The sequence below is a fragment of the Methylobacter sp. genome (genome assembly GCF_036845245.1).
Taxonomy (GTDB): domain Bacteria; phylum Pseudomonadota; class Gammaproteobacteria; order Methylococcales; family Methylomonadaceae; genus Methylobacter_A.
In genome coordinates, this window is the sequence record NZ_DAIUEH010000059.1 from 1 (window position 1) to 21,466 (window position 21,466).

General features: G+C 47.8%; 14 protein-coding genes. 8 read left to right on the forward strand and 6 right to left on the reverse strand.

The genetic code is table 11. From position 1 onward, the window contains the following. Window positions 1-579 precede the first annotated feature (579 nt). The 8 genes from V7051_RS20640 to V7051_RS20675 all read left to right on the forward strand — a co-directional run bounded on the left by V7051_RS20640 (window position 580) and on the right by V7051_RS20675 (window position 10,436). Window positions 580-2,265, forward strand: coding sequence for a SulP family inorganic anion transporter (locus V7051_RS20640; protein WP_333878236.1), 1,686 nt, complete (start codon window positions 580-582; stop codon window positions 2,263-2,265). A 45-nt stretch (window positions 2,266-2,310) separates the two neighbouring features. Beyond that, a complete protein-coding gene (gene hyfB, locus V7051_RS20645; RefSeq protein WP_333878238.1) occupies window positions 2,311-4,437 on the forward strand; it encodes a hydrogenase 4 subunit B in 2,127 nt (708 codons plus the stop codon). Continuing rightward, window positions 4,437-5,381, forward strand: a complete 945-nt coding sequence (locus V7051_RS20650) for a respiratory chain complex I subunit 1 family protein (protein WP_333878239.1) — start codon at window positions 4,437-4,439, stop codon at window positions 5,379-5,381. Before hyfB ends, V7051_RS20650 begins: the two co-directional genes overlap by 1 nt. Then, entirely contained in the window at window positions 5,381-6,058 is a 678-nt protein-coding gene (locus V7051_RS20655) for a formate hydrogenlyase (RefSeq protein WP_333878241.1), read from the forward strand. The genes V7051_RS20650 and V7051_RS20655 overlap by 1 nt, the downstream gene beginning before the upstream one ends. Further along, on the forward strand, window positions 6,055-7,518 hold the full coding sequence (locus V7051_RS20660; RefSeq protein ID WP_333878242.1) for a hydrogenase 4 subunit F: 1,464 nt from the start codon (window positions 6,055-6,057) through the stop codon (window positions 7,516-7,518). Before V7051_RS20655 ends, V7051_RS20660 begins: the two co-directional genes overlap by 4 nt. After that, on the forward strand, window positions 7,515-9,089 hold the full coding sequence (locus tag V7051_RS20665; RefSeq protein ID WP_333878243.1) for a hydrogenase large subunit: 1,575 nt from the start codon (window positions 7,515-7,517) through the stop codon (window positions 9,087-9,089). Before V7051_RS20660 ends, V7051_RS20665 begins: the two co-directional genes overlap by 4 nt. A gap of 9 nt (window positions 9,090-9,098) precedes the next feature. Beyond that, window positions 9,099-9,614 (forward strand): NADH-quinone oxidoreductase subunit B family protein, encoded by a 516-nt coding sequence (locus V7051_RS20670; protein WP_333878244.1) that lies wholly within the window; start codon window positions 9,099-9,101, stop codon window positions 9,612-9,614. Window positions 9,615-9,725: 111 nt separating this feature from the next. Further along, a complete protein-coding gene (locus tag V7051_RS20675; protein ID WP_333878245.1) occupies window positions 9,726-10,436 on the forward strand; it encodes a DUF2490 domain-containing protein in 711 nt (236 codons plus the stop codon). A 68-nt stretch (window positions 10,437-10,504) separates the two neighbouring features. Here V7051_RS20675 and V7051_RS20680 read toward each other — a convergent pair whose 3' ends face one another. The 6 genes from V7051_RS20680 to V7051_RS20705 form a co-directional block, all read right to left on the reverse strand. Next, on the reverse strand, window positions 10,505-11,032 hold the full coding sequence (locus V7051_RS20680) for a hypothetical protein (protein ID WP_333878246.1): 528 nt from the start codon (window positions 11,030-11,032) through the stop codon (window positions 10,505-10,507). A 579-nt stretch (window positions 11,033-11,611) separates the two neighbouring features. Beyond that, the gene (locus V7051_RS20685) at window positions 11,612-13,807 is read right to left on the reverse strand and encodes a bifunctional SulP family inorganic anion transporter/carbonic anhydrase (protein WP_333878247.1); all 2,196 of its coding nucleotides are present in this window, start codon (window positions 13,805-13,807) and stop codon (window positions 11,612-11,614) included. 95 nt (window positions 13,808-13,902) lie between these two features. After that, a complete protein-coding gene (locus tag V7051_RS20690) occupies window positions 13,903-15,498 on the reverse strand; it encodes a SulP family inorganic anion transporter (protein ID WP_333878248.1) in 1,596 nt (531 codons plus the stop codon). 279 nt (window positions 15,499-15,777) lie between these two features. After that, a complete protein-coding gene (locus V7051_RS20695; protein WP_333878249.1) occupies window positions 15,778-17,097 on the reverse strand; it encodes a TolC family protein in 1,320 nt (439 codons plus the stop codon). Next, a complete protein-coding gene (locus V7051_RS20700) occupies window positions 17,094-20,201 on the reverse strand; it encodes an efflux RND transporter permease subunit (protein WP_333878250.1) in 3,108 nt (1,035 codons plus the stop codon). Before V7051_RS20700 ends, V7051_RS20695 begins: the two co-directional genes overlap by 4 nt. A gap of 12 nt (window positions 20,202-20,213) precedes the next feature. Beyond that, window positions 20,214-21,374, reverse strand: a complete 1,161-nt coding sequence (locus V7051_RS20705) for an efflux RND transporter periplasmic adaptor subunit (RefSeq protein WP_333878251.1) — start codon at window positions 21,372-21,374, stop codon at window positions 20,214-20,216. Between the last annotated feature and the right edge of the window lie 92 nt (window positions 21,375-21,466).

The window sequence follows — 21,466 nt, forward strand, 5'->3', positions numbered from 1 at the left end:
TTCGTGGGTAATTAGGCATAAGGTGTCATGACGATCCGTATTTTCAGAAGTATGGTTGTTATTTTAACCCTATAAAGAGGGGTGCCATGTCGATTATTTAGGAAAGATGTCTAATATAATCTGGCCTGGGAAGCTATCGATAGAAAATCGATCATAAATAAATTGCATGCAATATCGAACAGCTTGGGTTAAATACTTTGAAGCCGATATATTGCGTAAGTTTATCAATCATAAAATCAAATGCATGGGCCGGTTAGCCGGAAATAACCGCATCACAACTGAATAGAGTTATATCCGGGATTTACTGAAGCCGGCTTTCCTTTGGCTGCGGTTATCTTGAATGATTACTCGTAAAATCCAACATCTTCCTCTGCGATTGTCACGCCAATAACATCAGGCGGTTCTTTGGTATCGGTGCAAAACAACTACCGACCGGTTGCTTTGCACCCCATGATTTCTTGTTTTCAACTTGGCAATTAAAACTGATATTCAAAATCATGCAGTTATAACAATAAAACAGGTTGGCACAGTTATCGCTTGTGATTTAGTTAGAGCTTTCTTTAAATTACGAGGATTTATATGAGTGATTCATCCCTGCCTGGGTTACCAAAGTCCGGTTTAGCCGGTTTAAAAGAAAATTGGCGTAGCGATTTACTGTCCGGTTTCCTGGTTTTTCTTATTGCCCTACCGTTGTGTTTGGGTATATCGATGGCTTCCGGTTTTCCTCCATCAGCCGGTATTATCACGGCTATTATCGGCGGGGTGCTGGTTTCGCGTATCAGCGGGTCATTTATAACCATTAACGGCCCGGCTGCCGGATTGATCGTGGTGGTGCTCAGTGCGGTGCAGGAGCTGGGCGAAGGCGATGCGATGGCAGGTTATCGTTATGCGTTGGCTGCTATCGTGGTTGCCAGTGTCGTACAAATTTTAATGGGTGTGTTTAAAGCAGGACGGTTGAGCTCGTTTTTCCCGGCATCGGTGGTACATGGTATGTTGGCGGCTATCGGAATCATCATTATGGCCAAACAGATCCATGTCATGCTGGGAGCTACGCCGGAAAAAGGTAGCAGTCTGTTTTCGACGATTGCGCAAATTCCGCACAGCCTTCTGAATCCCAATTATGAGATTGCCATTATCGGCCTTACCGGATTGGTCATATTGATTATTTGGTCAGTCATAAAAAACCCGACTTTAAAGATGATTCCGGCGCCGCTTATTGTGGTGTTGGCAGGGATGGGCTTGGCGCGGTATTTTGATTTAGAACATGAACACATGTATTTGTTCCTGCCGGATGCGCATTTTTTACCGCATCATGAAGAAACCGTCGGGCCGAAATTTTTAGTCGCGATTTCTGAAAATTTTATGTCCAGTTTTTATTTTCCCGACTTTTCAAAATTCGCCACCGCAGAGTTCTGGGAAGCCGTGGTCAGCATCAGTTTGGTCGGTAGCCTTGAGAGTTTGCTTAGCGCGATGGCAGTCGACAAGCTTGATCCGTATAAGCGTCACTCCAATCTGGACCGTGACTTAACAGCGGTCGGTATAGGTAATCTGGTAGCCGGATTGATCGGCGGCTTGCCGATGATTGCCGAAATCGTACGTAGCTCGGCTAACGTGAACAATGGCGCAAAAACTCAGTGGGCTAACTTTTTTCACGGCACTTTTATGTTGTTGTTCGTGGTGCTGTTTCCGCGGCTGATTCATAGTATTCCTTTGGCAGCATTGGCGGCATTGTTGGTTTATACCGGTTTTCGTCTGGCTTCTCCGAAAGAGTTCGCTAAGGTCATGGGCGTCGGTAAAGAACAATTGTTTATGTTCGTGGTTACGATCATCGGTGTGTTGGCGACCGATTTATTAATTGGTGTCGCGATCGGTATCGTAGCCAAATTCGCTATTCACATGCTGCGCGGCGTCAGGCTAAATAATCTGTTCAAGATTCATTTTGTTATTGAGCCCAAAGATGCCGACTCTGTTGTCGTCTCGATAGTCGGCGCGGCGATTTTCTCTAACTTTATGTCACTGAAGACGGCTCTGGCTAACTTGGAAAGCGGCAAAACCGTCATCTTTCAAATGAACAATACTTATCTTATTGATCATACGGTGATGGAATTTTTTCATGATTTTCAGCATAACTATGAATCTCAAGGCGGCAAATGTGTGTTTTACGGTCTGGAATATCACGACACTTATTCAAGACATCCTTTGGCGGTGCGCAGAATGAAGCGAAATCACATGAGTCGCCGTAAAAGTGACCATTTTGGTGTCTAAGGGATATACAATGCTTCGACACGCTATCGAAAGTGAGAATTTATTATGATCCTTGTATTAGCTTATAGCGCTGTTCTGCTAAGTTTTTTTTCCGGCTTGCTGGGGCTGATGATGCATCAGCGCCGACATATAATGCTGTTTAGTCAGTATTGGTTTAAAAAATTCCCGAGCGGCAATGAACGTTGTCAGTCTGTGATTGCCGCTTGCCTGGAAGCAAAACGATTTCCGGTTCTTTTAAGGCGGGCCGTGTTTGTTTTACTGGGTTTATCCGGTGTTTTCGCGGTATTGGCCGGATTAAGCGTATTGATCGGTAAAGAAACACTCACCGATCAACTCAGTTTAGGCCTGCCTTGGCTGCCTTGGCATGTTCGCTTCGACTGCCTGTCCGGTTTTTTCTTTTTAATCGTCGGCATTGCGGTCAGTGCAGTCAGCCTTTACGGGCCCGGCTATGTGAACAGTTATAAGGAAAGTCAGCATCCTTTTGCGATCTTGAGCTTATTTACCGGCTTGTTCGTTGCAGGGATGCTGCTGGTGCTGTTGGCTGATGATGCATTCTTTTTCATGATTGCCTGGGAGTTGATGTCGGTCGCCAGTTATTTCCTGGTGGCGTTCCAACATGAAAACCCGGCCAATCGCCGGGCCGCATTTCTTTATTTACTGATGGCGGAAGTCGGTGCATTAGCTATTATTCTGGGCTTTGGCGTACTGGCCAGTTTTTCCGACGGCTTTACCTTTGATGCTTTGCGTGAATCCCACTTGTCGACAACCTGGGCCAGCATTGCTTTTATGCTCGCGTTGCTGGGTTTCGGCATGAAAGCCGGGATTGTCCCTGTCCATGTCTGGTTGCCGGAAGCGCATCCGGTTGCGCCTTCGCATATTTCCGCTTTGATGAGCGGGGTGATGCTTAAGGTCGCGCTTTATGGGCTGATCCGTTTTTGCTTTGATTTAATCGGCGAGGTGCAGTGGCAATGGGGCGTGGTGTTGCTGATACTGGGCACCATCTCCGCACTGGGCGGCATTTTGTACGCGATGATGCAGCCTAATTTAAAACGCCTTTTAGCCTACAGTTCGGTCGAAAACATCGGCATTATTTTTATGGTGCTGGGGTTGTCGATGATTTTTATGGCAAACGGTCATCCGCAACTGGCGGCGCTGGGCTTTTTGGCGGTATTGTTACATGCTTTCAATCATGCGCTGTTCAAGAACCTGCTGTTTCTTGGCGCCGGTATGATTCATCATCAAACCCATGAGTTGAATATCGACATGATGGGCGGGCTGATTAAAAAGATGCCTAAAACCAGCGTGTTGTTTTTGATCGGCTGCATGAGTATCTCGTCATTGCCGTTGTTTAACGGCTTCGTTTCGGAATGGCTGGCTTTTCAGACCGCATTACAGGTCGATGTGCTGAATAATGGCGTATTGCGCAGCTTGATACCGGTCGCCGCCGCTGCATTAGCGCTGACGGCGGCGTTGGCTGCAGCCTGTTTTGTCAAAGTATTCGGCTTGATCTTTTTGGGACAGCCGCGTTCTCATCATTGCGAGAAAGCCCATGAAGTCCAGGACAAAGGTATGCTGGCCGGTCCTGCATTATTGGCTGGTTTGTGTTTTCTGTTCGGGATTTTCCCCGGTCCGGTCATCAGCCTGATCAACGGCGTTGCCGGGCAATTATTAGGCGAAACCTTGCCGAATGACGCCGCTTTAGGTTGGTTGTGGCTGGCTCCGGTTTCTACCGGCCAAGCCTCTTATGCGCCTCCGTTGGTCCTGATCGGTGCGCTGATTGCCGGGTGCATCAGTTTTTGGTATCTGCGGCGCAATCCTGCAACGGCATTACGCAGAGCTGAAACCTGGGATTGCGGTTTTGGTGGGGTAACGTCTCGTATGCAATACAGCAGCAGCGCATTTACGATGCCTTTCAGGCGGATTTTCGCCAAAGTCTGGATTATTGACGAACAGATCGATAAAGACATGCAAGGCGCAATGAATCAGGATGTGGCGGCCGTTCATTATCACTTGCAGATTCATGATCATAGTTGGCCGCGTTTGTATGAGCCTATTGAACGCGCGGTAAACAACACGGCCAAGCTGGTCGGACGCATTCAAACAGGAAATATCCGGGTTTATCTGGGCTATTCGTTTGTGACCTTAATTATTATGTTATGGGTGATCAGCTGATGAACTGGTTAATCGCTGTTTTACAAATCACATTGTTTGTCTTATTGGCGCCGTTGCTGGCAGGCTGGGTCAAGTGGTGTAAATGTTATTTACAAAACCGCAAAGCACCGTCCTTATTCCAGCCTTATCGGGATTTAATCAAATTGACTCATAAACAGCCGGTCGTTGCAGAGCAGGCTTCATGGTTATTTATTTTAGCGCCGTATATTATCTTTTCTGCAACGGTACTGGCGGCAACCGTTGTGCCGTTGATTGCTGTCGATTTACCGACTTCGGCCAGCGCCGATGTAATTGTGATGGTCGGTTTTTTTGCTTTTGCCCGGTTTTTCCTGGCGCTGGCCGGGTTGGATGTCGGCACCGCATTCGGCGGCATGGGTTCATCGCGTGAAATGACGATTTCATCATTGGCGGAGCCTGCGATGTTGATGGCTATTTTTACGCTGACCATGACCGCATCAACGACTAACTTATCGTTTGCTATCACCCATGTGCTGAATGAAGGCCTGGTTTTGCGGCCTTCGTTTGTATTTGCTTTAGCCGCTTTGATATTGGTTGCCGTCGCTGAAACCGGGCGTATTCCGGTGGATAACCCGGCGACGCATCTGGAATTGACCATGATTCACGAAGCGATGATTCTTGAATACAGCGGTCGTCATCTGGCATTGATTGAATGGGCTAGTCAGTTGAAGCTGATGCTGTACGGCGTACTGATTGCCAATATCTTTTTTCCTTGGGGCATCGCCGAAACATTTAGTATTCAAGCGCTAGGCTATGGCTTGTTGGCTATTATCGGCAAGCTTGCCTTGTTGGCGATTTTTCTGGCAATAGCGGAAACGCTGGTTGCAAAAATGCGCCTGTTTAGAGTGCAGGAATACCTCAGTTTCGCCTATTTATTAGGTTTGTTGGGCCTATTGAGTCATATCATCCTGGAGGCATCACGCTGATGAACATTGAACAACTGGATTTTTATACGCAAGCCATTTTATCGATGGCTGCGTTGGTAGGACTTACCTCTTTTCTTATGTTAGGGCAGGGGAGATTGTTGCGGCTGATTTTTGTATTTGCGATGCAGGGGTTTTTATTAACCTTGACCACAGGGTTGGCGGCTTACAGCTTGAATAATCATCATCTTTATATTTCAGCGGTGCTGACTTTAGTGCTGAAAGTCGTTTTTATTCCGTGGATGTTACGGCGCGAGGTGCTGCGAATGAATATGCATCGAGATATTGAAGCTTTAAAAAATAATACCGCAGTGATGCTGGGCGGAGCCAGCCTGATGGTATTCAGTTATTACGTACTGCACCCTATTGTGCAATCCTCATCGGTGGTCATGTTGAATGCGTTGGCGGTTAGTCTTTCTGTGATGCTGCTGGGTATGTTGTTAATGATTTCGCATCGGCAAGCCATCGCTCATGTGGTTGGTTTTATGTCGATAGAAAACGGTTTGTTTTTCGCGGCTATCGTCGCCACCAATGGCATGCCGATGGTGGTCGAATTGGGCGTTGCTTTTGACGTACTGGTCGCTGCGGTTCTGTTCGGCATCTTTTTCTTGCACATTCGCACCAGTATTGATTCGCTGGATGTCGATTTGTTAAACAAGTTACACGAGGTGGATAAATGATTGCCACCTATTTGGTTTTATTGATACCGTTAGTCGGCATTATCTATTTCGCGCTGGCGGGACACAAAACAGACACCGGGAAACTAAATGTCTGGTTTAACGGCATTTGCTTGCTGGCGACTATTTGGCTGGCGATTAATGTACTCAATCAAGGTACGATTATTTCATCGGACAAAGCTTTTTTAATCGATCCGTTTAATGTGTATCTGATCGTGTTAACCGCTTTTGTCGGCTTCACCACATCGATATTTTCCTCGCCCTATATGGCGCATGAAATGGAAATCGGCAAGCTCAGCGACAAGCGCTTAAAACTGTATTACTCGATGTTTCAGGGCTTTATGCTGGCCATGTATTTGGTATTGACCACCAATAACATGGGCATCATGTGGGTGGCGATGGAAGGCGCTACGCTGGCAACCGTGTTGCTGGTCAGTTTATATCGTACGCCGGAATCGATTGAGGCGGCGTGGAAATATTTTATTTTGTGCGGGGTAGGTATTGCCCAAGCATTGTTCGGTACCATTTTGCTGTATTACGCGGCAGTGCAGATCGGCGACGGGGAGAATGCTTTGCTGTGGTCGGTACTTTACGAAAATGCCGATAAATTGAATCCGGAAATTCTTGAAATTGCCTTTGTTTTTTTACTGATTGGTTACGGCACGAAAATCGGTTTGGTGCCGTTGCATAACTGGTTGCCCGATGCCCATTCCGAAGGTCCGACGCCGATGTCTGCGGTATTGTCGGGATTGCTTTTAAACGATGCTCTATACGCCGTGGTGCGTAATAAGATGCTGGTGGACGGGGCGACCGATTCCAATATGGCGGGTTATTTAATGATGGGATTCGGCATGCTGTCGTTTCTGGTTGCCGCCATTTTGTTGCATCGTCAGAAAGATATTAAACGACTGTTCAGCTACTCATCCATTGAACATATGGGCCTGATGACGTTTTCTTTCGGCATCGGGGGGCCGCTCGCCACATTTGCCGCGTTGCTGCATATGACTGTGCATTCCCTGACCAAGTCAGCCATTTTTGTGACGGTAGGCCATGCGGCTCAGCTTGCAGGAACCCAGAGAATAGACCAGATACGCGGCTTGATTAAAACCCAGCCTAAGATCGGCTGGGGATTATTGATCGGGACTATTTCCATTGCCGGATTTCCGCCTTTTGGCGTGTTTACCAGTGAGTTTCTGGTACTGCTGGCCACCATGCACAGTTACCCCTGGTTGGCTCCATTGCTGTTGCTGGGCATCGGCATTGCTTTTGCCGGACTGTTCAGGCATATCCAGCCGATGGTTTACGGCGACAAACCCAAAGATCAAAAACCGATTACCGCTAATTTATGGCCGGTCATGATACATCTGGCCCTGGTGCTTTGGCTGGGTCTGGCCATTCCCGGATTTCTGGCTAACTGGTTTTCGCAGGCGACACTATTAATTTCCGGGAGTACGCCGTTATGAGTTCTTCAAACTGGACTACGGATTTTTTAAACCAACTGAGTACAGATATTACCGTCTCAAAGATCGACACAGCCTCGACAACACTATGGCAAATCGAAAGCCATGCATGGCAGCAATTTGCGGAACTGGCTGTGCAGCAAAACCTGCGTTGGGCCGCCGGATGGGCGGAACAGGTTGATAACCGGTTTTTCATCAACGCCTGTTTTGAAAAGCAAGGTGAGTATGTGCTGTTACGCACAATCATTGAAGGTTCAAATCCGGAGCTGCCCAGCCAAGCCACGGTTTATCCTGCCGCCAATCGTAGCGAACGCCATACTCAAGATATGTTCGGAATCAAGTTTATCGGACATCCTGATAACAGGCGTTGGACGCGGCATCAAGCCTGGATTGAAAGCCACTATCCGTTACGAAAGGACTATCCTGTTCAAGGTACGCCGGTAGGCGTCACTGCACCCGATATGCACTATCCGTTTATTAAATCGCATGGCGCCGGCGTTTATGAAATTCCGGTAGGTCCTGTGCACGCGGGTATCATTGAACCCGGACATTTCCGTTTCCAGGCTGTCGGCGAACTGATCTTAAATCTGGAAGAGCGTCTGGGCTATGTGCATAAAGGCATAGAAAAAATTGCCGAAGGCAGGGAACCCGAATCGTTAGCCAGGTTGGCCGGGCGTGTTTCCGGCGATACCACCGTCGGCCATTGCTGGGCGGCCTGTATGGCAATGGAACAGGCGGCGGGCGTGATAATTCCACCTCGAGCCGCTTTGATTCGCGGCATTCTGGCGGAACGGGAGCGCATTGCTAACCACATGGGCGATATAGGGGCCATTTGCAATGATGTCGCTTTTGTGTTCGCGCAAATGCAGTTTACCCGTTTGCGTGAACTCTGGCTGCGTACCAATGCAACGGTTTTCGGCCATCGTCTCTTGATGGATAAAATTGTTCCCGGCGGTGTTGCATGCGACCTGTCGGATGAGTCCGGCACTCTAATCAAAAAGGATATAGTTGAATTAAGAAAAGAACTGGCAGAGGTCATACTTGCTCTGGACATCAACTCATCACTGGAAGACCGGTTATATACGGCCGGTTTTTTGTCAGAAGAAATCGCCGCCGCATTTGGAACCTTAGGTTATGTAGGACGAGCCAGCGGACAGGACTTTGATGTGCGCCGGGATGCGCCCTATGCGCCTTACGATCAGGTCACGGTTAAAGTCGCGTTGGAAAATCAGGGCGATATTGCCTCCAGATTGTGGGTCAGATATAAGGAGATCATGGCCGCTTTGCGGCTGGTAGAAAGCTTTATCGATCAACTGGTTACAGGCGATATACGCACCGAATGGCAAACACCGGTCGCAGGAAATGAAGGCTTAGGCATCGTTGAAGGCTGGCGTGGCGAAATCATCAGCTACATCCGCTTTGATGCCGATAATAAAATCGCCCGCTTTTATCCGCGCGACCCCAGCCAATTGAATTGGCCTGCACTGGAGAAGCTGGTGCTGAATAATATCGTGCCGGATTTTCCTGTGTGCAACAAATCCCTGAATGGCTCATATTCGGGCAATGATTTATAGGAAAGGAAAATGCTGAATATTGTAAAAAAAATCCTGACCACGGGTGTTGTTACTGAACGCATTAAAGCGCCCAATGATGCCGAACTCGAGCAACTGGGTATTGAGATTAAAAGCCACATAGACAAGAAGTTTTCCGGCAGCATTGCGATACGCCAGGTCGATGCAGGCTCTTGTAATGGTTGCGAACTGGAAATTCATGCACTGAATAATCCTTTTTACGATATTGAACGTTTTGGCGTTCATTTTGTGGCTTCGCCAAGACATGCAGACGTATTGCTGGTTACAGGCCCCGTGTCAAGACACATGCAAACGGCGTTACTACGTACTTATGAAGCCACACCGAACCCAAAATGGGTGGTTGCCGCCGGTGATTGCGCTGCTTGCGGCGGTGAATTCGGCGTGTCTTACGCCAGCTGCGGTGCAGTGTCCAATGTCATTCCGGTCGATGTAACGATTCCCGGTTGTCCGCCCACACCTTTGGCGTTGATGAAGGGATTGTTGGGTCTGATTAACGCTAAAAAATAACAAGTACTTTGGTATCTACTCGATATTGATGTACTTCAATGCGCTCAACACATCTTATAAATGAGGCAGGGAGGCTATTGCAGACTTGCCAAAACTACAATGGGTAACAATATGATTAAGAAAAAAATCAAACTATGGGGAATCACTGCGGTGATTCTAGGTTCTTTCAGCATGGCTTCTATGGCGGATGATTTGCTTCAGGATGCCGGCAGCTGGATGCAAATCGTAGGCGAGGGCAGTCTGAAAGTCGTGGATCCCAGACTGGAAAAGGGACGTATCTGGCTGGAAGGCCAATCCCGCTTCGACGACAACTGGAATCATTGGTACCAAGGCATGGTGCGCACGGCGGTAGGCTATTCACTCAGCGACCGGGCCACTATTTGGGCGGGTTACACTTGGCTGCCTACTCAAAATGTCGGTAAAAGCTATGTTTCCCAGCAGGATGTCTGGCCGGCATTTCGTTATGTACTACCTACCGATATTGGAACTTTCAGCTTTAGAACCATGTTCGAAAGCAACTTCATACAAGGCGACGACGTTCGTTTCAGGCCGCGGCAAATGCTGCGGTTTATGCATCCGCTGGAGTTCGAGCCGCGTTTAAGCCTGATTACCTGGGACGAGTTTTTCATTCGGGTTAACTCAACAAAATTCGGCGGACAGTCGGGTTTCGATCAAAATCGCGCGTTTGCAGGCTTGGGATGGACTTTCAATAAAAACTTCCGGGCTGAAGGGGGATATCTCAACCAATACCTGGATGATGCCACCCACACCAATAACACCATGCATCACTTGATTATGGGATCGCTGTTTATCAACTTTTAAACCTTTGTATCACTTTACTTTGGGCGCATCCATCTGCTGATGGATGCGCTTCGTTGTAATCTATAATCCTACATCCTGAGATTCTCATACTCATAAATCAGCTGCTCCATTGCCTTTTTATCATTTAGGCATTGATCTATTCGGGTGAGCAACATCATATAGTAGTGACGGCATAAAACAGGATCTGTAGGTCGTTGGGGGGCGAGCGCTTCAATCATGGTAAAGAAGTGATTGAAATAATGCCGTCTCAGAATTGAATCTTCAGGAAATTCACTACTGTTGTTTTCGACTGCTAAAGCCGCAGCCTCTTTCACTTGTGGCTTTGCGAAAGACTCAACATTACTTATGGGCATGACAGACTCCGGTGTTGGGGAAGAAACAACTTCCGCATCAGTTATTTGCGAGTTTACAGAGGTAGGCTCAGCATTAACTGCGACCGTAGCGACCGGCTGTTGCTTCTCCGGCTCAGGCGCTTTAGGTTTACTCACCAGAGTTTCCTTTGATGAGCATGATGATGATTTTTTTCGTTTTTTCAAAATGAACATTATTGCCAGCAAAACAATAAGTCCCGATACAATTCCAAATGCGGTATTCATAATAATTCTCCTGATTTTGAGATGTAATTATTGGATGTTAAGTATTTTATTTTTAGTATTTGCCAATAAAAAAATTATCATGAATTGCGGATAGCGACAATAAGTATAAAAACTGGTCATACGGTGTTTCACGTAAGCTGTATTTATCCATTTGTCTGAAAGTTAACCCAAGGCACGTGGTTTCGGAAAGTTTCTTTCATACCTTAAAAGCCGAGCTTATAGGGAAGAAAGCAGAAAAAGGAAAAAATCGTACGCTAAGTCTTGCCGGTGATGCCCGGCTCTCGGACTGACTGCCGTAAAACGCCGAACGCAGAAGCAACCCGGCGATGATGTCAGGCCAACGCGAGTAGAGCTGTTAGCTTCCACCAGTAGCTAACAGGACCCCGACATTGGCGATCAAGTCGTTGCGAGAGCATATAAGGAGTACAGGAAGCGTAACGTAGCGGCCGGGCGTTTTGACGAAGTTGTATGCCGTAACGGACGGAGGACGAACGCGGGCCGCCGCAGGCATTAATGGCCAGGATTTTTCGCTGCTAAAATCGGACGGATACATTTTAGCAGCGAAAAATCCTGGCGCGCTTAATAGAATTTCACTTTTCCGGTTTCAATGTCATACATTGCGCCGACTATGCCACAATCACCGTTTTTCACCATTGCGTCCAATACTGGGCTTTTGACTCTAATTTGCTCGACAGTCAATTGCACATTTTTATCTGCCACTTTTTGCACGAGGCCGTTATTATCAGTGCTAATTTTTACAGACTCTTCGGCGTGTACAGCATCCACAGCCGGTTTTATTTTATGCAACAGTCCGCTTAAATGGTCCAGCTCTACATTTTCGCAAGCGCCTTTGATTGCGCCACAATGCGAATGTCCCAATACCACAATCAATTTCGAACCAGCCAGCTTACAGGCGTATTCCATACTACCCAGAATATCGTCATTGATGACATTGCCCGCCACCCTCGCACTGAACACATCACCCAAACCCTGATCGAAAATTAATTCAACCGAAGTGCGTGAATCCATGCAACTTAGAATAATCGCAATGGGGAATTGGCCTTGCCGGGTGTCGTTAATCTGCTCCAGTAAATTCCGGTTTGATTTCAGATTATTAACGAAGCGCTCATTACCCTCTTTCAGCAGAGTCAATACTGTAGCCGGTGTTAATGCTTGCTGGGTATCGTAGGTGGGCGCTCGTACATTCTCAACCGGTTCCAGAACGCCATAACCGCGCAAGTTTTCAATAGTTAGTTTGATATTTTTTCGTTGTGCTTCAATTCTGAAGTCTTCAATAATTTCGAAGACATCGTAATCAATGTATTTTGAACGGGTTGCATCAATGATGACTTCTGAGTAATCGGGTAACTGCTCAAGGGTTTGTTTAATATTGGCTTTATTTAGAAAAGAGACATGTTCGGATAACCTGAGTATGGTTTTATTTCCGATATGTGACTCATTAAAATAAAAAGCACTTTTATAATTTTCCAGCAATATCGAAAACAATGCGGTGGTCAATCCAATGGTAAGACCGATCAGCAGGTCAGTAAAAACCATGCCTAAAATAGTGACGCAAAAAGGGATGAAATGATACATGCCCGCTTTGTACATGATTTTAAAAGATTTCGGCCGGGTTAATTTATAACCGACAACCAGTAACACGCTCGCCAGACTGGCTAATGGGATCTTGTTGAGCAAGGTTGGAATAAGAATGACTGCAAACAGCAACAACAGCCCACAGATGAACCCCGTGGCTTTGGTTTTTGCGCCGGATTGAATACCAATGGAACTGCGCACGATAACTTGCGCCAGTGGCAGACCACCGAGCAAGCCACTACAAGCATTGCCGATACCCTGAGCAATCAGCTCTCGATTAGCGGAGGTCACTCTTTTATAGGGATCCATTTTATCAACCGCTTCTATAGAGAGCAGTGTCTTTAAACTTGCTACAACAGCCAGTGTTAACGCTGTCATATAAATAGCTGGATTGCCGAACTGGGAAAAATCCGGATAATGCAGCTGACTTAATAAATCACCGGGATTTCGCAGCACCGGTATCACGACCAGATGATTACCACTTAGCGCCAGTTCAGGATAAAAATTTTGCAGGCATTGATTGATTAACGCACCGGCTAGAATCGCGATTAAAACGCCCTGGAACAATTGAAAAAACCGATGTTTTTTCATAAACGGCTGTTCCCATAGGATAAGAATTGCCAGTGATAGGAGCGCAATCATAATGGCCGTCGGCGAAATAAATTCAAACATATGCACCAGTTCAGAAAAAGACGAGTAGCTATCAGGCTGAAAAAAAGAGGTATCACCTTCGTAGTCCCGGTCATAACCCATGGCATGGGGAATTTGCTTGAGAAAAAGAATGATCCCTATACCCGACAACATGCCGTTAATGACAGAAGAAGGAAAGTAATAAGCGATAACCCCAGCCTTGCTCAGACCCATGGCGATTTGGAAAACCCCAGCCACGACCAAAGCGAATAGAAAACCATTGAAGCCCAGTTTTTGAATGGCCGACAAGACAATGATAGCGAGCCCCGCCGTTGGACCGCTGATGCCTAGCGAGGAACCGCTTAATGGAGCCACTATGATTCCGCTGATAATCCCGGTAATCAATCCAGAAAACAGCGGCGCACCGGATGCCAGCGCTATCCCCAAGGATAAGGGTATTGATATCAGAAAAACCGCAATACCTGCTGGAAGATCGTATTTCAGGTTGGCGATCAGGCCATTGTTATTAATTTTAGGAGGTGCATTCATCTGTATTTCTCACTTGCGTTTTCATAATATTAACTTTACAGGTATTAATGTTTCAGTCGTTATCGCACAAAACCAAAGGTCGCCGTACTTAGTCTCTACACCCTGTCATTTAATATCACCATAGCTTCGTGTTTTTTGGTTTTTTCTTTGCCGTGCAACTCAATGGTTTCGACTGTGATATTGGCATCCTGCGCAGTAGTCAGAAAATCTTCAATCGTCTCCAGAATATCGTGATCAATAAACTGGGCTTTGCTTGCGTCGATGGTTACTGTGCTTTGTTCCTGGATACTCAAAATAAATTTTCTTAATAGCGCTTTATTCAGAAAGGAAACATCTTTGTTCAGCGATAACAGATAGTGCGACCCATCTTGAGTAAGTGTAATGGCCGCGTGATAATTGGCTTTAATAACAAAAAACAGACCAATAACCATACCTATGGCCATACCCTTTAATAAATCGGTTACCAGAATCGCAAGCACAGTGATGACGAAAGGCAGAAATTGGCTCATGCCTTTTTGGTAAAAACTTTTGAATAGAACCGGATTTGCCAGCTTGTAACCGGTATGTAATAAAATTGCCGCTAAACAAGATAATGGAATAGTGTTTAGATAGTGCGCAAAAAACATGACACTGAGCAATAAAAACACGCCATGAATGAAACAAGCCACACGGGTTTGCCCTCCTGCGTTGATGCTGGCCGCACTGCGCACGATGACGGCAGTTATTGGCAAGCCGCCAAGTAAGCCACTGATAATATTACCGACACCTTGCGCCTTTAGTTCGCGGTTAGTGGGCGCAATACGTTTTAAAGGATCCAGTTTATCAGTCGCCTCAAGGCTTAACAGCGTTTCCAGACTGGCGATAATCGCAATCGTTATGGCAACAGTATAAACATGCGGATTACTCAAATAACTGAGATAGCTGGCGTTTGGCAGAACAAAGTTATTAAAAAAATCGGCGGCTTTTTCCGAAACAGGTAAGCTGACCAAGTGTTTGCTGCTGACCGACCAGTCAGGTGCAAACTGGCTGGCGAGTCCGTTGTAGCCAACGCCCCAAACGACCGCTACTAAGGGGCCGGGGATCAGCTTTAACCATTTTTGTTTTTTAAACCATGCCGTGCTCCATAGAATCAAGAGCAGCAATGCCACAACGCTGATAACAACCGAGCCAGGTGAAACACTTCCAAACGCATCAAATACCTCAATGAAGCTGGATTCGGCAGTTTCTTTCATATAGCTCTCATCTCCTTCATAACTGGTATGGTATCCCGTGGCATGAGGAATCTGTTTGATAATCAAAATTAAACCAATCGCCGCCAGCATGCCTTCAATGACGGCGGAAGGGAAAAAAGAGCCAATAATCCCGGCTCTGAAAAAACCCAATATAAGCTGCATGATCCCCGCTAAAATGCAGGCTACCAGCAAGCCTTGAAAACTGCCGAGAGTTTCAATGGCATTGAAAACAATGACGGTTAAACCGGCCGCAGGACCAGAAACAGCCAGTTGTGAACCACTGAGCCAGGAGACAACGAGCCCACCGATCAGGCCACCAATCAAGCCTGAAAATAAGGGCGCTCCAGATGCCAGCGCTATACCCAGGCATAAGGGTAAAGCCACTAAAAACACCACGATACCCGCTGGAATATCTTCTTTCAGATGGCGAAAATAATATTGAGTGTGTTTGTGTATCATGTCTAAAAGTCCGTTGAAGTAATTAATTATTTGTTCGCATGGTATCGAATCAATAGTAAATTTGTAATCTCTACGTTTATAGTTCCCCATCTAAGAATGGAAACCCATTCTTGTATGTATCAGTCTTGCATTTATTAGAGATTAAAGCATCAAGCATACTGACGATCATTCAATATTTTAGGTAATAAAAAAGCTAAAACCATGCGCCCCTGTCCCTCTTTTAAGTTGGCAATCGATATAGGCGCAAATTTCCCCCTGACTTGCGCGTAGCGGTTTTTGTCAGTCCGACTTTTCCAAAATCCAGACCAGTTGCCCGGACGCCATCATGGCGTCAAGTTCGGCCTCAATCTCAGCTACCAGCAACTCCAAATGATTCAGTTTGATTTCAGTCCTTGATCGCGAAGAATCCAACAGTTCCAAAAGACCTGTTTGCCCTAAACGATAGGCGTCTTCGGCCATTTGTTTCAACGTAGGCAAGGGGTCGAGAACGCTATGTTCAAACTTGGAAAGCGTTTTTCGACGGTTGGACAATACATCGACAGCGCGCTCCAACTCCTGTTTCGTTGAGGCCAAGAGTAATTCGCGTTTCAGCACGGACGCATGTTTTTCAGCCGACGCCCGTGCCATGCCGCCCTGACCGCGATCAAATATCGGCAAATCCACGGATACGCCTGCGAAAGTGGTATTGCCATAAGGTTGATCGGTAAAAGCTGTGCCAAACAATAACGAAGGCACGGGCCAACGTTCACGACGCGCACGTTCAAGTCCTGAATCAGCGGCAATGGTTTCCCGGCGTGCGCTTACAAGCTCAGGATTATTTTGTTCGGCCTGCATCCATAGGGCATTTAAATCAGCCGATACACCAATAGGTGCCAATATCCCCTTGGCTTGTGGTTTCCAATTCGGAAATCCCAACAGCACACCCAGTTCGCCAACAACACCTGCATTATCAGTATGCGCACTTTCCAGCCGGGTTTTTAAACTCTGAGTTTCCTGGTTTATACGCATGACATCATATCGGCTGGCGGTTCCGGCGTTTTCTTTACCAATAATAAGGCTCTGAAGCCGTTCCAGTTCCCGATTAGCATCTTCCAGGACCGCCACCCGTCGCTGTCCTGCCAATAATTGAGCGAACAATCGCCAAGTTTCACGGATCAGCCGGTTGTATTGAGTTTCGACATCGGCTTCGGCCACTTCGACCCGGCGTTCGGCAGATTCCTTGCGCGCACCGCGTTGACCGGCTAGCAAAAGTGGCACTTCCACTGTGATATTCTGTTGTGAAGGGCCATCGAACTGGGTATTTCTACGTCCTCCGGCTTGATCATAACGACCGTAGCTGACCTTGGGATTGGGCAGCACGTCTGCTGCCACAACTTCGGCTTGCGCCGCCTCGATTTGAGTGCGGGCAACCGCGTAGCGCGGACTTTTTTCCCTGACAATCTGTAACAGTTGGCGAATCGATACCACATTGGGCAAGTCTTGGTTTTTCGCTTGTTCTTCTGAGAATGCGAGCGGACTGCCCAACAGCAATATCATCAGTATTGCACTTTTTGTTACGCTCGCACGGTTTATTTCAATTTTCAAATAATGCTTATTCATTTTTGCGTTTCCGGTAATTCGTCAGCCTCTTCGGGCGTTAACATCTGTTTTGAGGTCACCAGAGTGTAGATAACAGGCAATATGAACATGGACACCAAAAAGGTAGTCAGCATGCCGCCGACAATTACCACTGCGAACGGGCGTTGCGTTTCACTACCTATACTGGTGGATAGCGCCATGGGCAATAAACCCAATAACGCCAGCAATGAGGCCATCAATACCGCCCTTAACCGCAGTGTCGCTCCTTCTCTGATCGCTACCAGCAACTCGAAACCGTTACGGCGCATTTCTTCCGTTGCACTGAGCACTAACAAACCCATTAAACAAACCTGACCCAGCAAGGCAATAAATCCGATCGCGGCACTGACTGATAGCGGGATGCCGGTCAACAATAAAGCGAACACTCCTCCGGTCATCGCAAACGGCGTAGCAATCAATATCGCCGCCGCGCTGCGTGCCGATTGCAGTGCGCTATACAGCAAGCCCAGGACAATCAATACAGCGATGGGCACAACGACGCCAAGTCGTGCCATGGCTCGCTGCTGGTTTTCAAACTCACCGCCCCAGACCAGAAAATGACCTTCGGGCACGTTGACTTTTTCCGTCACTAATTCCATGGCTTCATGCACTACCGAACCTAAATCGCGACCGTCAACATTGAATTTGAGAGCCATATAGCGGCTGTTGGCTTCGCGTTCAATCGATGTCCGTCCGCGTGCGACTTCGATCGTGGCCAGGTCCCGCAACGGTATATATGCTGCCGATGGACTGACCACATTGATATTGCCGAGTTTTTCGATGTCACCACGGTCTGTTGCCGGGAGTATCAAGCGAATGGGTATCGGCCGCTCAGCCTGCCACAATTCAGAGACTACTTTTCCCGCCATGCCGATTTCAATGGTGTCTTGTACGCTATCGACATTAAAGCCATTGCGAGCAAGGGCTGCGCGATCCAGCTTGACCTGTAGCTGCGGCACTCGCGATTCACGATAAAGATCCAGATCGATAACACCGCTAACATTAGCGAGCACCGATTTGACCTCTTCCAGTGTGTCGCGCATTTTTTCAAGATCGGGGCCATAGATTTTCAAAACTACTTTGCCACGCACGCCGCTGACCGCTTCTTCAACATTATCTTTAATCGGTTGCGAGAAATTAAATCGCACCCCCGGTATTTCTTCCAGCGAGGTGCGCATGGCATCAACCAGCTTTTCTTTGTGCCATCCTGGCCGCCATTGTTCGTGAGGTTTGAGATGGGCGAAGGTTTCACTCATATTCACACCTTCGTTGTCCGTGCCGTCCTCGGATCGACCTTGCTGACTCAAAACGCCGATGACTTCAGGATATTGCAGCAGGCGACGGCGCATATCCAATAAAATTTCTTGACCTTTATCCAATGAAATACTGGATGGCATCTCAACGAAGACATGAATGTCGCCTTCATCCAGTTCCGGTAAAAATTCGGTGCCTAGCTGGGTGGCCGAGATGGCGCCGACCAGCAGCAATCCTCCCGCCGCCGCCAGTGTAACAGCGCGTAACCGTAAAGCTCGCTCAAGCAAACTCGAATACCCGGCCCTTAATCGCACCAGAAATTTGGGCTCTTCTATCAAGGCGTGTTTAGGTTGAATAAAAGTGGCGCACAGCGCAGGGACCAAAAACAACGCAAATACCAAGCCGCCCGATAAGGCAAAGCTGTAGGTCATTGCCAGTGGACGAAATATCCGACCCTCAACCCGCTCCAGTGTAAACACAGGGATTAAGGCGGCAATGATGATTAACATTGCAAAAAAAGCGGGCTTAGCAACATCGAATGCCGCATCGGCAATGAGATGCAACATGTCCCTGCGCGTCTGCGGTTTGCGATGCGAAGCCTGGTGAATAACATTTTCCATTAATACCACTGCGCCATCCAGAATGATCCCAAAATCGATCGCCCCCATCGAGATCAGATTGGCCGGCATCCCTAACTGATATAGCCCCAAAAAAGCGACTAATAGCGACAAGGGAATCACGGTTGCGACAATCAGCGAGCCGCGAATGCTGCGTAAAAACAGCCAGACCACGCCCACTACCAGAAAAAAGCCGTGTAGCAGGTTGTCAAAAACCGTATGCAGTGTGCTGCTCACCAAATCGGCTCGATCTAGAAATGGCGTTATCCTCATGTCGGCCGGCAGGATGCGCGCATTCAATTCTTCCACTTTGCTATGCAAGGCATCAAGTACCCGCGAGGGATTCTGTCCGCGCCGCAGCAAAACAATGCCTTCCACCACTTCTTTATGATCATCCAGCCCCACTGTTCCTCTGCGTGGGGTGAATGCTTGAACCAGGCGGGCCACATCGCCAATAATGACCGGCGTGCCGTCACGGCTTTTTAAGACAATCTTCTTAATATCCTCCGGCGAGAGCAAATTCCCCATGCCACGCACAACCATTTCCTGATCGCCGTAACTGAGGAAGCCCGCGCCGACATTGCGGTTGGATTTTTCAACAGCATTGCCTACTTCTGCCAAAGTCAGCCCAAGCGATTCGAGACGGGCCGTGTCGATTTCAATATGAATTTCTTTGTAATAGCCGCCAAAGGTCAGCACATCGGCAACACCGGGAATTTGCCGTAAGGTTTTTGAGACATTCCATTCCATTTCGGAACGCAGTTCGTACAGGGAATGACGGTCACTGACCAAGGTAAATTTATAAATTTCACCCAGTGGGGTGTAATCGGGAGCCAGTACCGGTGTCACTGTTTCCGGCAATTCCGCGCCGGAAATACGTTGGGAGACTTCTGTTCGGGAATGAAAACTGTCGATATGATCTTCGAAAGTAATGGTGATCAAGGATAAGCCGAACAGGCTCTGGCTGCGCATTTGAATCATGTCCGGCGTACCGTTTAACACGCGCTCCAACGGCACCGTCACTTGCCGTTCGACTTCCTCCGGTGCATAACCGGGCATCAGGCTGATCACGGTGACCTGAGTATTGGTGACATCCGGATAAGCTTCTATAGGGGTTTCCAAGAAGGCGTGTACGCCAAAAATACTGATCACCAAGGCAGTGGTGATAACGGCAAGGCGTCGATGGACACAGCGTTCAATCAAGGTTCGTAACATGGTAACCGTCCTCTACAGCAACATGGCTGCGGCAGAATCGAGCAGCAAAGCACCCGAGATGACTACCCGATCACCCTCGCCAAGCCCCTCCAGCACGGGCACTTGACCATCACGCGCCTGCCCAATAGTCACGTTGCGAGGTTCGAACTGCCCATCCGCAGTTTCCACATAAACTACAGTATGTTTTTTGTCTTTGATCAGCACCGCAGTGGTCGGCAATACGATCCGATGCGGGCCAGCCGCTTCTATCGAAGCTCTGGCAAACATGCCGGGTTTAAGGAGTAAATTGGCATCATCGAGTTCGATATAAACCGCACCACGACGCAAGTCTGATTGCATCGACGCACTGATGGCGACAATGTGTCCATAGACTGACTCAGGCAATGCGCTAATTTGCACAGAGGCCTTGGCACCCTTTTCTATCAGTGACAAATCGTTGTCGAACACATCAGCCACGATCCACAACGCTCCGGGTTCACCCAAATCAAACAGAACTGACCCCGCTTCCACGGCCGCACCTATCGATGCGTTGACTCGCAACACCACACCGTCAATCGGTGCGCGCAACACGATAGACTGATCCACGCCTTCGCCCAACAACCGAACCGCTTGCATACTGCGCTCATAATCCGCACGCGCTTGCCGCTGTTGGATATCCGCTTCGGTGCGTTCGATTTCCAGGCCAACGCCGCTTTTTTGCATGATAGCCTGGCGTTTGGCACGATCTTCCGCACGTTGTAACTCCGCCTTCGCCCGCGCGACATCAGCACGCATTTGCGCAGCCTCTGAGCTTTCCAGTGTTGCTAACGCAGTACCCGCCTTAACAGGGTCTCCGACTTGTACGTTAATTTTGCCGAGGCGTCCGGCAACGACAGCACCCACCGTCGATAGCGCCTTGGCCCGAAACTCTACCCGAGACGGTGCTTGCACCGTTGCGCTGAAGGTTTGCGGACTAACTGCTGCCACCGTAATGTAAGGACGAGACTGTATAGGAATCGAAATGGCTTTCTGTTTGTCGATGTTTTGTAAGCCGGAGGGTTCCGCTTGGGACGGCTTAACGCTTTCTGCAGAAACAGCCGATGACCGTTTGCGATCATTCTCCCCAGTGTTTGGCTCTGTGCAGCCGTTGAGCAAAAAAACTGCAAAGAAAATAACTATTAAATAATCGCGCATGGTTTGTATGAATTTAAAGAAGATTATTAAAATCAGTCAATAATCATGCCAATAGCATAATATTCCATGCTTGATGCCATGATGACAATATC

Bases quoted from the DNA above. Each gene is read 5' to 3' on its own strand.
- V7051_RS20640 (WP_333878236.1), top strand. From the start codon at position 580: ATGAGTGATTCATCCCTGCCTGGGTTACCAAAGTCCGGTTTAGCCGGT.
- hyfB (WP_333878238.1), top strand. From the start codon at position 2,311: ATGATCCTTGTATTAGCTTATAGCGCTGTTCTGCTAAGTTTTTTTTCC.
- V7051_RS20650 (WP_333878239.1), top strand. From the start codon at position 4,437: ATGAACTGGTTAATCGCTGTTTTACAAATCACATTGTTTGTCTTATTG.
- V7051_RS20655 (WP_333878241.1), top strand. From the start codon at position 5,381: ATGAACATTGAACAACTGGATTTTTATACGCAAGCCATTTTATCGATG.
- V7051_RS20660 (WP_333878242.1), top strand. From the start codon at position 6,055: ATGATTGCCACCTATTTGGTTTTATTGATACCGTTAGTCGGCATTATC.
- V7051_RS20665 (WP_333878243.1), top strand. From the start codon at position 7,515: ATGAGTTCTTCAAACTGGACTACGGATTTTTTAAACCAACTGAGTACA.
- V7051_RS20670 (WP_333878244.1), top strand. From the start codon at position 9,099: ATGCTGAATATTGTAAAAAAAATCCTGACCACGGGTGTTGTTACTGAA.
- V7051_RS20675 (WP_333878245.1), top strand. From the start codon at position 9,726: ATGATTAAGAAAAAAATCAAACTATGGGGAATCACTGCGGTGATTCTA.
- V7051_RS20680 (WP_333878246.1), bottom strand. From the start codon at position 11,032: ATGAATACCGCATTTGGAATTGTATCGGGACTTATTGTTTTGCTGGCA.
- V7051_RS20685 (WP_333878247.1), bottom strand. From the start codon at position 13,807: ATGAATGCACCTCCTAAAATTAATAACAATGGCCTGATCGCCAACCTG.
- V7051_RS20690 (WP_333878248.1), bottom strand. From the start codon at position 15,498: ATGATACACAAACACACTCAATATTATTTTCGCCATCTGAAAGAAGAT.
- V7051_RS20695 (WP_333878249.1), bottom strand. From the start codon at position 17,097: ATGAATAAGCATTATTTGAAAATTGAAATAAACCGTGCGAGCGTAACA.
- V7051_RS20700 (WP_333878250.1), bottom strand. From the start codon at position 20,201: ATGTTACGAACCTTGATTGAACGCTGTGTCCATCGACGCCTTGCCGTT.
- V7051_RS20705 (WP_333878251.1), bottom strand. From the start codon at position 21,374: ATGCGCGATTATTTAATAGTTATTTTCTTTGCAGTTTTTTTGCTCAAC.